This window comes from Streptomyces sp. NPDC053079, from assembly GCF_044546695.1.
In the GTDB taxonomy this organism is placed as follows: Bacteria; Actinomycetota; Actinomycetes; order Streptomycetales; family Streptomycetaceae; genus Streptomyces.
This window is the reverse complement of record NZ_JBITZJ010000010.1, coordinates 120,071-132,394: the sequence shown is the minus strand read 5'-3', so window position 1 is coordinate 132,394 and position 12,324 is coordinate 120,071. Positions and strand designations below refer to the sequence as shown.

Annotated in this window: 12 protein-coding genes; 7 read left to right on the top strand and 5 right to left on the bottom strand. The window is 73.4% G+C overall.

Translation table 11 applies throughout. From position 1 onward, the window contains the following. Position 1 precedes the first annotated feature (1 nt). The 3 genes from ACIGXW_RS32420 to ACIGXW_RS32410 form a co-directional block, all read right to left on the bottom strand. Positions 2 to 481, bottom strand: a complete 480-nt coding sequence (locus tag ACIGXW_RS32420; protein ID WP_399576496.1) for an NUDIX hydrolase — start codon at positions 479 to 481, stop codon at positions 2 to 4. A 77-nt stretch (positions 482 to 558) separates the two neighbouring features. Continuing rightward, entirely contained in the window at positions 559 to 1,152 is a 594-nt protein-coding gene (locus tag ACIGXW_RS32415) for a hypothetical protein (RefSeq protein WP_399576495.1), read from the bottom strand. Between the two features lie 69 nt (positions 1,153 to 1,221). After that, complete coding sequence (locus tag ACIGXW_RS32410) at positions 1,222 to 2,010, bottom strand: glutamate racemase (RefSeq protein WP_399576494.1); 789 nt, start codon at positions 2,008 to 2,010, stop codon at positions 1,222 to 1,224. A 167-nt stretch (positions 2,011 to 2,177) separates the two neighbouring features. Here ACIGXW_RS32410 and ACIGXW_RS32405 point away from each other — a divergent pair, with 167 nt between their 5' ends. Beyond that, the gene (locus ACIGXW_RS32405) at positions 2,178 to 3,338 is read left to right on the top strand and encodes a glycosyltransferase (protein WP_399576579.1); all 1,161 of its coding nucleotides are present in this window, start codon (positions 2,178 to 2,180) and stop codon (positions 3,336 to 3,338) included. Between the two features lie 22 nt (positions 3,339 to 3,360). On the opposite strand, the gene ACIGXW_RS32400 is transcribed toward ACIGXW_RS32405, so the two are convergent. Continuing rightward, positions 3,361 to 4,668: a TerD family protein gene (locus ACIGXW_RS32400; RefSeq protein WP_399576493.1), complete on the bottom strand. Its 1,308-nt coding sequence runs from the start codon at positions 4,666 to 4,668 to the stop codon at positions 3,361 to 3,363. 176 nt (positions 4,669 to 4,844) lie between these two features. Here ACIGXW_RS32400 and ACIGXW_RS32395 point away from each other — a divergent pair, with 176 nt between their 5' ends. The 6 genes from ACIGXW_RS32395 to ACIGXW_RS32370 all read left to right on the top strand — a co-directional run bounded on the left by ACIGXW_RS32395 (position 4,845) and on the right by ACIGXW_RS32370 (position 11,124). Further along, on the top strand, positions 4,845 to 5,300 hold the full coding sequence (locus ACIGXW_RS32395; protein WP_071963221.1) for a DUF6643 family protein: 456 nt from the start codon (positions 4,845 to 4,847) through the stop codon (positions 5,298 to 5,300). An 80-nt stretch (positions 5,301 to 5,380) separates the two neighbouring features. Next, positions 5,381 to 6,214, top strand: a complete 834-nt coding sequence (locus ACIGXW_RS32390; RefSeq protein WP_399576492.1) for an MOSC domain-containing protein — start codon at positions 5,381 to 5,383, stop codon at positions 6,212 to 6,214. A gap of 141 nt (positions 6,215 to 6,355) precedes the next feature. Beyond that, the gene (locus ACIGXW_RS32385) at positions 6,356 to 6,958 is read left to right on the top strand and encodes a hypothetical protein (protein ID WP_399576491.1); all 603 of its coding nucleotides are present in this window, start codon (positions 6,356 to 6,358) and stop codon (positions 6,956 to 6,958) included. A gap of 145 nt (positions 6,959 to 7,103) precedes the next feature. Then, the gene (locus tag ACIGXW_RS32380; RefSeq protein WP_399576490.1) at positions 7,104 to 7,502 is read left to right on the top strand and encodes a hypothetical protein; all 399 of its coding nucleotides are present in this window, start codon (positions 7,104 to 7,106) and stop codon (positions 7,500 to 7,502) included. 277 nt (positions 7,503 to 7,779) lie between these two features. Further along, a complete protein-coding gene (locus ACIGXW_RS32375) occupies positions 7,780 to 10,185 on the top strand; it encodes a right-handed parallel beta-helix repeat-containing protein (protein WP_399576489.1) in 2,406 nt (801 codons plus the stop codon). A 78-nt stretch (positions 10,186 to 10,263) separates the two neighbouring features. After that, positions 10,264 to 11,124: a DeoR/GlpR family DNA-binding transcription regulator gene (locus ACIGXW_RS32370; protein ID WP_399576488.1), complete on the top strand. Its 861-nt coding sequence runs from the start codon at positions 10,264 to 10,266 to the stop codon at positions 11,122 to 11,124. Positions 11,125 to 11,135: 11 nt separating this feature from the next. Here the strand turns inward: ACIGXW_RS32370 and ACIGXW_RS32365 are convergent, their stop codons facing one another. Continuing rightward, a complete protein-coding gene (locus tag ACIGXW_RS32365) occupies positions 11,136 to 12,296 on the bottom strand; it encodes a PLP-dependent cysteine synthase family protein (RefSeq protein ID WP_071963216.1) in 1,161 nt (386 codons plus the stop codon). Positions 12,297 to 12,324: the final 28 nt, after the last annotated feature.

Here is a 12,324-nt window from a genome sequence, read left to right as displayed (position 1 = left end):
CTCAGCTCTCGCCGATGCCCTCGAACCAGGTGGGTCCGCCGGCCGCGGCCTGCTTGATGCGGGTCACCGCGAAGTCCTCCATCTCCGGCAGCGCGTCCACCTCGAACCAGCCCACCTCCAGCGACTCGTCGTCGTTGACGCGCGCCTCGCCGCCCACCGCGCGGCACAGGAAGCAGATGTCCATGAACTGGCAGACGTCGCCGTTGGGGTAGGTGATCTGCTTCAGCGCCTCGACCAGCAGGACCTTCTGCGGGACGCAGCGGACCGCCGTCTCCTCGAAGACCTCGCGCACGATCGCCGCGGCGGGCTGTTCACCGGGCTCGGGGATGCCGCCGATGATCGACCAGCCTCCGGTGTCGGCGCGGCGGCCGAGCAGGACCCGGTCCTCGTCGTCGAGGACGATGGCGCTGACGCCGGGCATCCAGAGGAGTTGGCTGCCCGCGGTGGCGCGCAGATCGCGGATGAAGTCGGGAATCGGCATGTGGCGAGCCTAATGGGGCGCAGGACAGGAGGAATGACGAGCCCGGAGGCTTCGGGAAAGGGGCCGGGCGGGCGCGGTCAGGCGGAGGCGGCGCGACCAGCGCCGAGCAGGCGCAGGCGCGCGCGGATCACACGGACGGCCGCTTCGGCGTCGTCCACCGTGACCGTGAACGTACGGCCGTCGCCGAGCCGGACCACCAGGCCTTCGCCACGGCGTACGACCACGGCCGTGCCCTTCTCCGGACGCCAGCGGTAGCCCCAGCCGCCCCACTGGCGCGGGGTGACGCGCGGGTCGAAGTCGGCGCCGACGACATGGCTGAGCGGAATGCGCGTACGGGGAACGCCGATGTGGCCGCAGCGGACCTCGAGGGTGTCCTTGTCGACGCGGACGGCGACGTGCACGAAGGCGAGGGTGCCGTAGAGCATCAGCAGTCCGGCCGCGACGCAGCCGACGACCGCCATCAGCAGGGGGGCGAGGCCGGAGGTCCAGGTGCTGTCGACGGCCAGCTCGATGCCGAGTGCCAGGCAGGCGGCGCCGGCGCCGGCCAGCAGCCACTGCGCCCGGTTGGTCGCCCGGCCGGTCCAGACGGCGGGCGGCATCGCGCCCTGCTGGTCGTTTTCGGAGTTCTGTGAGCCCTCGTGACCCCGCGGGCCCTCGGAGTGGTCCCTCATACCGGGCAGCCTACTCACGTTCCGCCACCGTGGCAGGGGTGCGCGGCAGACCGACCCGGACGGGGCGCGTCAGGGGCGCGCGGCGCGGACGGCGGGGAGCGAACGGCCCTCGGCGTAGGTCAGCGAGGCCGGCTCCAGCTCCGTCTCGCGGCCGCCGAAGAGAACGGTCAGGCTGCCCGACGGCTCGGCGTCGGGGGCGGGGTAGGCGCCGATGCGGCGCAGCGCCTGGGCGGCGACGGCCGTGGCGGAGTGGTAGAGCTCGATGGGCGGCTGCGAGGGGTCCTGGACGGCCGCGCGGATGCGCTCCGCGACGAGCTCGTAATGGGTGCAGCCCAGGACGACACCCCTTACGTGGCGGGGGGTGGCGGCGGCCGCCGCCTTCACCGCGATCTCGATGGCGTCGGTGTCGGCCCGCTGCACGGCGTCGGCGAGGCCCGGGCAGGGCACTTCGGTCACCTCGACGTGGGAGGCGAAGTCACGGATCAGGCCGCGCTGGTAGGGGCTGCCGGTGGTGGCCGGGGTGGCCCAGATGGCGATGGGGCCGCCGTCGGCGGCGGCGGGCTTGATCGCGGGCACGGTGCCGATGACCGGCAGCTCCGGTTCCAGCTCGGCGCGTATCGCGGCCAGGGCGTGGACGGAGGCGGTGTTGCAGGCGATGATCAGCGCGTCCGGGCGGTGCGCGGCGGCGGCCCGGGCGCAGGCCAGGGCGCGCTCGGTGACGTCCTCGGGGGTCCGGGGGCCCCAGGGCATGCTGGCGGGGTCGGAGGAGAGGACGAGATCGGCGTCGGGTCGCAGCCGGTGCACGGCGGCAGCCGCCGCCAGTAGGCCATTGCCGGAGTCCATGAGCGCGATCTTCACCCGCTCACTTTAATCGATCCGCCCAGGGTGACGGGCTCGCGGGCTCCTGCCCCCGGCCCCCGCGGGCACCACCCGGCGCCGCCGGCCCGGTGACACCCTCCGCCCCGCGGTGGCCGCTTTCCGCCCGCGGCCGGCGTCCGTGCGGCAGACTGCGAGGGGTGAGCGCGCTGACGTGGATCACTGCCGGTTCCCTGGCGGCCTGGGGGTGGCTGCTCCTGGGACAGGGCTTCTTCTGGCGCACGGACGTCAGGCTTCCGGAGCGCACCCCGCCCGGGGACTGGCCGGCGGTCGCGATCGTGGTGCCCGCCCGGGACGAGGCGGCGGTGCTGCCGTCGAGCCTGCCGTCGCTGCTGGCCCAGGACTATCCGGGACGGGCGGAGGTTTATCTCGTCGACGACGGCAGTACGGACGGAACGGGCGAGGTGGCCCGTGCGCTCGCCGACGCGGGCGGGGGGCTGCCGCTGACCGTGGACTCGCCCGGGGAGCCCGGCCCGGGCTGGACCGGCAAGCTGTGGGCGGTCCGGCACGGCTTGGCGCTCGCGCGCGAGCGCATGGACGCCGAGTACCTGCTGCTGACGGACGCGGACATCGCGCATGCCCCGGACAGTCTGCGGGAATTGGTGGCGGCGGCCCGCTCGGGCGGGCTGGACCTGGTGTCGCAGATGGCGCGGCTGAGGGTGGCCACGTTCTGGGAGCGGCTGATCGTCCCGGCCTTCGTGTACTTCTTCGCCCAGCTCTACCCCTTCCGCTGGGTCAACCGGCCGGGCGCGCGGACGGCGGCGGCCGCCGGCGGATGCGTCCTCCTGCGCCGGGAGGCCGCGCAGCGGGCGGGGGTCCCGGACTCCATCCGGCAGGCGGTCATCGACGACGTGTCGCTGGCCCGGGCGGTCCAGCGCTCCGGCGGCCGGATCTGGCTGGGGCTGGCGGAGGGCGTGCAGAGCGTGCGCCCGTACCGGGGGCTCGGCCCGCTGTGGCGGATGGTCTCGCGCAGCGCCTACGCGCAGCTGCTGCACCATCCGCTGCTGCTCGCCGGGACGGTCGCGGGAATGGCCGTGATCTACCTCGCGCCGCCGGTGGCCGTGGTGGCGGGCGCGCTGTCCGGTGCCGTCGTGCCGGCGGTGCTGGGGGCGGGCGCGTGGGCGGTGATGACGGGGACGTATCTGCCGATGCTGCGCTATTACCGGCAGCCGCTGTGGCTGGCGCCGTTGCTGCCGGTCACGGCCCTGCTGTACCTGCTGATGACGGTGGACTCGGCGGTGCAGCACTACCGGGGGCGGGGGGCGGCCTGGAAGGGGCGTACGTACGCCCGTCCCGAGGCCCTGCCCTAGGTCCGCCGCGACAGGTGTCGGTTCACTTGCGGCCGGGTGTCCACTTCAGGCCCCAGCCGTAGGCCTGGTCCACCGCGCGCTGCGGGCCGACGCCGCGGCCGGGAACGAGGTAGCGGGCCTCGCGCTGGACCACGAGGTCGCCGCCCTTGTTGGTGATGAGGGCGAGCGCGCAGACGTTGGACTGCACGGTGCACTCGTCGAGCGAGAAGTCGATGGGCGCGCCGCGCTGCGGCTGGAGAGTGACGGTGGCGTGCAGGCCGGCGAAGCTGGTGGCGCCCTCGTAGATGGTGACGAAGACGAGGATGCGCCGGAAGTCGCGGATGTGGTCAAGGTTGATCGTGAGGTTCTCGCCGGACTCCACCGCGCCGGTGCGGTCGTCGCCGTCGAGGTGGATGTAGGGCGGCTGGTGGAGCGAGCCGAAGGCGTTGCCGAGGGCCTGCACCACGCCCTTGCTGCCGTCGCTGAGCTCGTACAGGGCCCCGAGGTCGAGGTCCAGGCCGCCGAGGGACGCCATGGCCTGGCTCAGTCGCCGGCCCCAGCCGGTGGCGGCCGGCCTGACCATCTGCCAGTTGAGGTTGACGCGCATGGCGCCGGAGGTGCCGCCCTGTTTGGCCAGGGAGACGGTCGGGGCGTTCTTGGTGAGCGTGACCTTGCCCGGCCCCGCGGGGCGGGAGGCGGCGGCCGGTGCGGCGGCCGAGGGGATGCCGCGCAGCGGGACGGTGGGCGACGCCGCGGCGGGCCGTGGCGCGGCGGGGGCCGGTGCGGGGGGAGGGGCGGTACGGGCCGGCGGTACGGGCGCCTGCCGCGGTTCGTCGACGGTGATGCCGTAGTCGGTCGCCAGGCCGGCGAGACCGCTGTCGTAGCCCTGTCCCACGGCGCGGAACTTCCACTCCCCCTGGCGTCGGTAGAGCTCGCCGAGGACGAAGGCGGTCTCGACGGTGGCGTCCCGGCTGTCGAAGCGGGCCAGCTCCGCGCCGCTCCGCGCGTCCAGGACCCGGATGTGGAGTCCGGGCACCCGCCCGAAGCTGCCGCCGTCGGCCGACGCCGCGAGGACGATGCTGCCGACGGCGCCCTCGACGGCACCGAGATCGACGGTGAGGGTGTCGGTCACTCCGTCGCCCGCGGGGCGCTTGCCGTCGTGCCGCACAGCGCCGGAGGCGTGGGTTGGCTGGTTATAGAACACGAAATCGGCGTCCGAGCGGACTCTTCCGGCCGCCAGCAGGAGGGCCGAGGCGTCGACGTCGGGCACACCGGGGCCCGTGCGCCAGCCGAGTTCGATCCGTAGCACCTGTGCAGGAATCCGGATATTGGCGCCTTTCAGCATGCCCATGCCCCACCCCTCCGTCCGGCTCCGAAATGAGCCGGTCTTTACACGATTCCAACGTACCTTGGCGACCGATTTTCCCGGGTTCGCTCGCATTGTTCATCGACGGTCCTCGCGACCTCCGGAATCAACCCCCATACCGGGCTCCCCAACCGGCACACCATGGGCTTAACTTATGGGCTATGACCTCCCCCCGCAGCACCTACGGCGGCGGCTACTACGCCTCGTCGTCTTTTCCGGACACCCCCATCTACGACAGCCTCGTCGCCGAGCGGGGAACCCCCCAGATCGCGCCGATCCGCGTCGCGTCGCCGTACGACTTCGGCAACAGCAACCTCCCGGCGCTGCCGGCCCTGCCCTCCGGCCCGTCCTCCGCGGGTCCGCAGGCTCCGCAGGGCGGCTACGCCGGCCAGGCCCCGCAGTACGGCCAGCAGGGCGGCGCTCTGCAGCAGGCGCCCGCCCCGTACATCCCGCAGCAGGCCTCGGCCCCGCGCGGCGGCTACCCGGGACCGCAGCAGTACCAGCAGCAGCGCCCGGCGCCCGGGGGATACGAGGGGATGCGCCCGGTGGCGCCCCGTCCGGCCTCGTACGAGGAGCCGTACGGCAACCGCCCCTACCCGGAGCAGGGAGGCTACTGACCGCGACTGGGGCGAGGTCCGTCGTTCCGGCGGACCGGCCGGTCCTGCCAACTGTCATATCCAGCTGGCAAGATGGGCTTATGTCCAATCCTGTACTGAACGCGGTCCACTTCTATCCGGTCAAGTCGATGGCGGGGTGTGCACCGGGCGAGGCGGCCGTGGAGCCGTGGGGGCTCGCCGGGGACCGGAGATGGATGCTGGCCGCGCCGGACGGCCGGTTCATCACCCAACGCCAGCAGCCGACGCTCGCGTTGGCGTCGGCCGAGCCGCTGCCGGACGGCGGGATCCGGCTCACGGCCCCGGGGGTCGCGCCGCTCGACGTCGCCGTGCCGGCGTCGGCGGCCGGGGAGCCGACGACCACCGTGGAGCTCTTCCACGACAAGGTGGAGACGATACGGGCGGGGGCCGCCGCCGACGCGTGGCTGAGCGCCTATCTCGGCACCGAGGCCCAGCTGCTGTACATGGACGATCCCGAGCGGCGCCGCCCGATCGACCCGGACTACGCGGATCCCGGCGAGACGGTCAGCTTCGCCGACGGCTTTCCGCTGCTGCTCACCACGACCGCCTCGCTGCGGGCGCTCAATTCCCTGATCGCCGAGGGTGACCACCCCGGCGAGGGCCCGCTGCCCATGGACCGCTTCCGGCCCAACGTGGTCGTCGACGGCACCGAGCCCTGGGCCGAGGACCACTGGCGCCGGGTGCGCATCGGCGAGGTCACGTTCCGCGTCGTCAAGCCGTGCGGCCGCTGCGTCATCACCACCACCGACCAGCACACGGCCGAGCGCGGCAAGGAGCCGCTGCGTACGCTCGCCCGGCACCATCGCATCGGCAAGTCGCTGGTGTTCGGCCAGAACCTGATCCCGGAACACACCGGTGTCGTACGGGTCGGGGACCCCGTGGAGATCCTCGACTGACCTCCCCTGCTCCCCTCACGCCCGGCGTCAACGCGTCGCCGCCGCCGACATCCGCGAGGGGTGATTTTGCTCTCTCCGCCGCCTTCCTCCGCATGCGATGCCCTGTGTGAGGTATTTACGGACGCGTAGGGGGTGAGCACCATGCGTGCGACGGCGTTCGTATGGCGGTGGCGGCGCAATGCGCTGCGCCGCCGGAGCGATGTCCTCGAAGCCTGGGTGGGGGTGGCCGCCGTGGTGCTGATGCTCCTGGTGGGACCGGCCGTCGGCTGGGTCACCGGCTCCCTCGCCAACGAAGCGCTGCGCCGGGCCGTGCACGAGCAGCAGTTGCACCGGCACCTGGTGAGCGCCACCACCGTGCGCTCGGTATCGGGCGGATCCGACGGCACCGACCACCAGTCCACCGCCGGCCGCGAGGACTACCGCAGGGTCCTCGCCCGCTGGCAGGACCCGGCGGGCCGGCTCCGCACCGGACTGGTGGCCGTCCGTCAGCCCGCCCGCCCCGGCGAGCGGTTCCCGCTGTGGACGGACGACCGGGGCCAGGTCACCGGCCGCCCCATGGACGACGCCACCGCCACCGTCCACACCGTCCTCGCCGGCCTCGGCTCCGCCGCCGCCGCGGCCGGCCTGCTGGAGGGGGCGCGCCGTCTGGTCGTCTGGCGCCTGGCGCACCGCCGGTACGCGCAATGGGAACGGTCCTGGGAACGGGCCGCCGACACCTGGGGCCGGGCGGACGCGGGCAGCTGAACGCGCCCTGCGGGGCGCGCCGGTTCGCGGTTCCGCCGCACGGGTGACAGGCCGGATCGATCCGGACGGCTTGGGCATGCAACAGACCCCAGACGTCGGGGCCATCCCGGGTGGCTCCCCTGACACGATCGGACGGACCGGCCTCATGAAGCGAATCGCCGCACGGGCACGCCGGGCTCTGCTGCGGACGGGCGCGAGCCTGACGGGCGCCCTGTCCCTCCTCACCGTCTTCACTCCCCCGGCCTCCGCGGGAGGCGGCACGTGTGCGGGGTACACCTGCCTCAGCGTCGAGGGAAGCGGACGCTATGTCGCCAAGGCCCACGTCACGCCCTCGCCGGGCAGCTCGTTCTTCGGTCATTTCCATCTCGTCGGCGGCGGGTTGAACGGCGACAGCGCGCTGCAGCACTGGCACGAGGGCTCGCGGTACACCATCGCCCTGGGCCGACGGGTCGAGCCCCGTACGACGATCTGCGCCGAGGCGTGGGAGCACATCGACGAGAAGGTCCGGTCCCGGGGACGGGCCTGCGTGGAGATCCGGGCCTGACGCCGGGCGTGCGGGGCAGCGCTGTGGGCGGGGCGCTCGGGACGGGCGCGGGCGCCGGTGTTCCGCTTCCCCGCCTTTCGTCCTTCGTATCCCGGCTCGTCGGCCCGGTGTCGGCCCCTATCCTCTTGAGCACGGAAGGTCAGGGCGGTCTCTCCCTCCCTCACGATCTTGCTGTTCCGAAGGAGGAGGTCCACCGGTGGGCGAACGTCCCGCGTCTTTCAACCCTCTGAGCGTCGGGAGCGGCGGGAGCGGCCCGCAGCCGGGAAGGTCCAAGGGCGTGGGAACCGTCCAGGTGACGCACACCGGCACGTCCCGCTGGCGGCGCCGCACGGGAGAGTACGACTCCCTCGCGTCCGCCCTCGAGGCCGCGGCCGACGGCGACGTGCTGTCGGTGGCGCCCGGCACCTACCGGGAGAACCTCGTCGTGGCCCGCGCCGTCACGCTGCGGGGCAGCGAGGGCGCGCGCGGCTCGGTGCGGATCGCCCCGTCCGAGGGCGTGGCCGTGACCGTACGGGCCTCGGCGACGCTGCGGGACCTGTGGATCGAGGGCCACGACGCGGCCGAGCCCGCGCTCCTGGTCGACGACGGCGCGGAACCGGACCTGGCCGACCTGCGGGTGGTGACGCGCTCGGCGGCCGGCATCGAGGTGCGCGGCGGGGCGCGGCCGACGGTGCGTCGCTGCACCGTCGAGAACCCCGGCGGCGTCGGCATCAGCGTGCTGGACCGCGCCGGCGGCGTCTTCGAGGAGTGCGAGGTCGTGGCGGCCGGGCAGTCGGGCGTCAGCGTGCGCGGCGGCGCCGAACCGCGCCTGGAGCGTTGCCGGGTGCACCACGCGCGCGGGGCCGGGCTGTCGCTGACCGGCGAGGGCAGCGCCCTGGAGGCGGTCGGCTGCGAGGTGTACGAGATCACCGGGACCGGGGTGCAGGTGGCGTCGCGGGCCACCGGGCGCCTGACGGACTGCCGGGTGCACCGCACGACCGCCGACGGCGTGACGCTGGACACCGACGCTGTGCTGACCCTGGCCGACTGCGACATCCACGACGTCCCCGAGAACGCGGTCGACCTGCGCTCGCGCTCGGTGCTGACGATGACGCGCTCGGCCGTGCGCCGGTTCGGGCGCAACGGCCTGTCGGTGTGGGACCCGGGCACGCGGGTGGAGGCGTCCGGGTGCGAGATCCACGACAGTACGGGCGACTATCCGGCGGTCTGGGTGAGCGACGGGGCGAGCGCCGACCTCGCCTCCTGTCGGGTGCACGACGTGCCGGACGCGCTGTTCGTCCTGGACCGGGGCTCGCGCGCGGACGTCGCGGACAGCGATCTGTCCGCGGTGCGCGGCACCGCCGTGTCGGTGAGCGGCGGCGCGGAGGCCCGCCTGGAGGACAGCCGGATCCGGGACGCCACCACAGGGGTGTGGTTCCGCGGCCACGGCAGCGGCGGCAGGCTGGCGGGCTGCACCCTCGACGCGACCTCGACGGGCGTCATCGTCACCAAGGGCGCGGATCCCGTCGTCGAGCGCTGCACGGTGACCTCGCCGACGGAGGCGGGCTTCTACGTCTCGGCGGAGGGCCGCGGCACGTTCGACGGCTGCCGGGTCACGGGCAGCGCCGGCTACGGCTTCCACGTCATCGACGGGTGCCGCACGACCCTGACGGGGTGCCGCACGGAGCGGTGCGCGCGCGGCGGCTACGAATTCGCCGAGGAGGGGCCGGTCAGCCACGGCTGCACGAGCGACGAGGGCGCGGTGCAGGGCGCCCCGGCGGCGGCCCGCGGCACGCCGGTGGCCGCCGTGCAGACGGCCGTGCGGCCGGCGGCCCCCTCGGTGCCGGTGCAGCGGCAGCCCGCTGCCGCCGGTGCTGCCGAGAGCGTGCGGGGCTCGGCGTCCGTGCTCGGTGAACTCGACGCGCTGGTGGGCCTGGAGAGCGTCAAACGCGAGGTGCGGGCCCTGACGGACATGATCGAGGTCGGCCGTCGCCGCCTGCAGGCGGGCCTCAAGGCCGCCTCCGTGCGCCGGCATCTGGTCTTCACCGGCTCCCCGGGCACCGGCAAGACCACCGTGGCGCGCCTCTACGGCGAGATCCTCGCCTCCTTGGGCGTGCTGGAGCGCGGCCATCTGGTGGAGGTGTCGCGCGTGGACCTGGTGGGCGAGCACATCGGCTCGACCGCGCTGCGGACCCAGGAGGCGTTCGACCGGGCGCGCGGCGGGGTGCTCTTCATCGACGAGGCGTACGCGCTGTGCCCGGAGGACTCGGGGCGGGACTTCGGCCGCGAGGCCATCGACACGCTGGTGAAGCTGATGGAGGACCACCGGGACGAGGTCGTGGTCATCGTCGCCGGCTACACCGCCGAGATGCAGCGCTTCCTGACCGTCAATCCGGGTGTGGCGTCCCGCTTCTCACGCACCATCACCTTCGGCGACTACGCGCCCGACGAGCTGTTGCGCATCGTGCGGCAGCAGGCGGACGAGCACGAGTACCGCATCGGCGAGGGCGCGGCCGAGGCGTTGCTGCGCTACTTCACGGCCATCCCCAAGGGTCCGGCGTTCGGCAACGGCCGTACGGCGCGGCAGACGTTCGAGGCGATGGTCGAGCGGCACGCGGGCCGGGTGGCGCAGCTGCCGGCGCCGAGCACCGACGACCTGACGCTGTTGTACCCGCAGGACCTGCCGGAGCTGCCGTCCGCTTGAGGGAAGGACCGCTGTCATATGTGCGTGGGAGGATGTGCGCACATGGTGAGCGGTGGCCGACCTGAAGGGACGGGCCGGGTGAGCGACAACCAGAACCTCCTGGCGGAGCAGCGACGTGCCCTGATCCTCGACGAGGTGAGGCGGCGCGGCGGGGTGCGGGTCAATGAGCTGACGAGGCGTCTGAAGGTATCGGACATGACGGTCCGCCGCGACCTGGACGCGCTGGCGCGTCAGGGGGTCGTGGAGAAGGTGCATGGTGGTGCGGTTCCGGTGGCCGAGGCGACCACGCACGAGCCGGGCTTCGAGGCGAAGTCGGCGCTGGAGCTCAGCGCCAAGGAGGACATCGCGCGGGCGGCGGCGAGGATGGCCGTGCGGGGCAGCGCGATAGCGCTGGCGGGCGGGACGACGGCCTTCGCCCTGGCGCATCAGCTGGTGGACATCCCGGATCTGACGGTCGTCACGAATTCGGTGCGGGTGGCCGATGTGTTCCACAGCTCCCAGCGGTCGATGACGGCCTCGGGTCCGGCGGCCAGGCCGGGGGCGGCGACGGTCGTGCTGACGGGTGGGGTGCGCACGCCGTCCGACACCCTGGTCGGGCCGGTGGCGGACGCGGCGATCCGGTCGCTGCACTTCGACGTGCTGTTCCTCGGGGTGCACGGCATATCCGTGGAGGCGGGTTTGTCGACGCCCAATCTCGCGGAGGCCGAGACGAACCGGCACTTCGTGCGCTCGGCGCGCCGGGTCGTGGTGCTGGCGGACCACACCAAGTGGGGGACGGTGGGCCTGAGTTCGTTCGCCGCGCTGGAGGATGTCGACGCGCTGGTGACGGATGCCGGGCTACCGGTGACCGTGCGCGCGGAGATCGCCGAGCGGCTGCCGGAGCTGGTGGTGGCCCATCCCGCGGAGGAGCCGGCGCCGGTGCGCCGTCCTGCGGACTGACGGGCGCGGGGTCAGCCGGACCAGTGGCCGGTCGCGAGGAAGGTGCTGATGGTCATGGCGTAGGGCTGGATGTCCAGGCCCTGTTCGGCCAGCCAGGCGTCGGAGTAGTACTTGTCGAGGTAGCGCTCGCCCGGGTCGCAGATGAGGGTGACCACGCTGCCCGTACGGCCCTCGTTGACCATCTCCGCGACGATCTTCAGCGAGCTCCACAGGCCGGTGCCGGTGGAGCCGCCCGCCTTGCGGCCGATGGCGTGCTCGAGGGCGCGTACAGCCGCGACGCTGGCGGCGTCGGGGACCTTCATCATCCGGTCGATCGCGCCCGGCACGAAGCTGGGTTCCATGCGCGGCCGGCCGATGCCCTCGATGCGCGAGCCCCTGTCGCTGCACGCGGCCGGGTCGCGGTGGCGCCAGCCGTCGAAGAAGCAGGAGTTCTCCGGGTCGGCGACGCACACGCGCGTGTCGTACTGCATGTAGCGGGTGTAGCGGGCGATGGTCGCCGAGGTGCCGCCGGTGCCCGCGGTGGCCACGATCCAGGCCGGCTCAGGGTAGCGCTCCAGCCGGAGCTGGCTGTAGATCGACTCGGCGATGTTGTTGTTGCCGCGCCAGTCGGTGGCCCGCTCCGCGTAGGTGAACTGGTCGATGTAGTGGCCGCCGGAGCGCCGGGCGAGGGAGGCCGCCTCCTCGTACATCGCCCGGGGGTCGTCCACGAAGTGGCACCGGCCGCCATGGAATTCGATCAGCCGGCACTTCTCGCGGCTCGTCGTGCGCGGCATGACGGCGATGAAGGGCACGCCGATCAGCTTGGCGAAGTAGGCCTCGGAGACGGCTGTGGAGCCGCTGGACGCCTCGATGACGGACGCCTCGGGCCGGATCCAGCCGTTGCACAGGCCGTAGAGGAACAGCGAGCGGGCCAGGCGGTGCTTGAGGCTGCCGGTGGGGTGGGTGGACTCGTCCTTGAAGTAGAGGTCGATGCCCCACTCCGGGGGCAGCGGGAAGCGCAGCAGATGGGTGTCGGCGGAGCGGTTCGCGTCGGCCTGGACCTTGCGGACCGCCTCCTTGAGCCAGGCCCGGTACGCCGGGTCGCTGCGGTCCACGTCGAGGGTCGGGGCGGCGGGGCCGTCCGCGGGCGGCCCGGCGGCGCCGGACTCCCCCGGGTGCGCTGTGCCGTTCACGCGGCGCTCCTCACGATTCCGGTGGCCG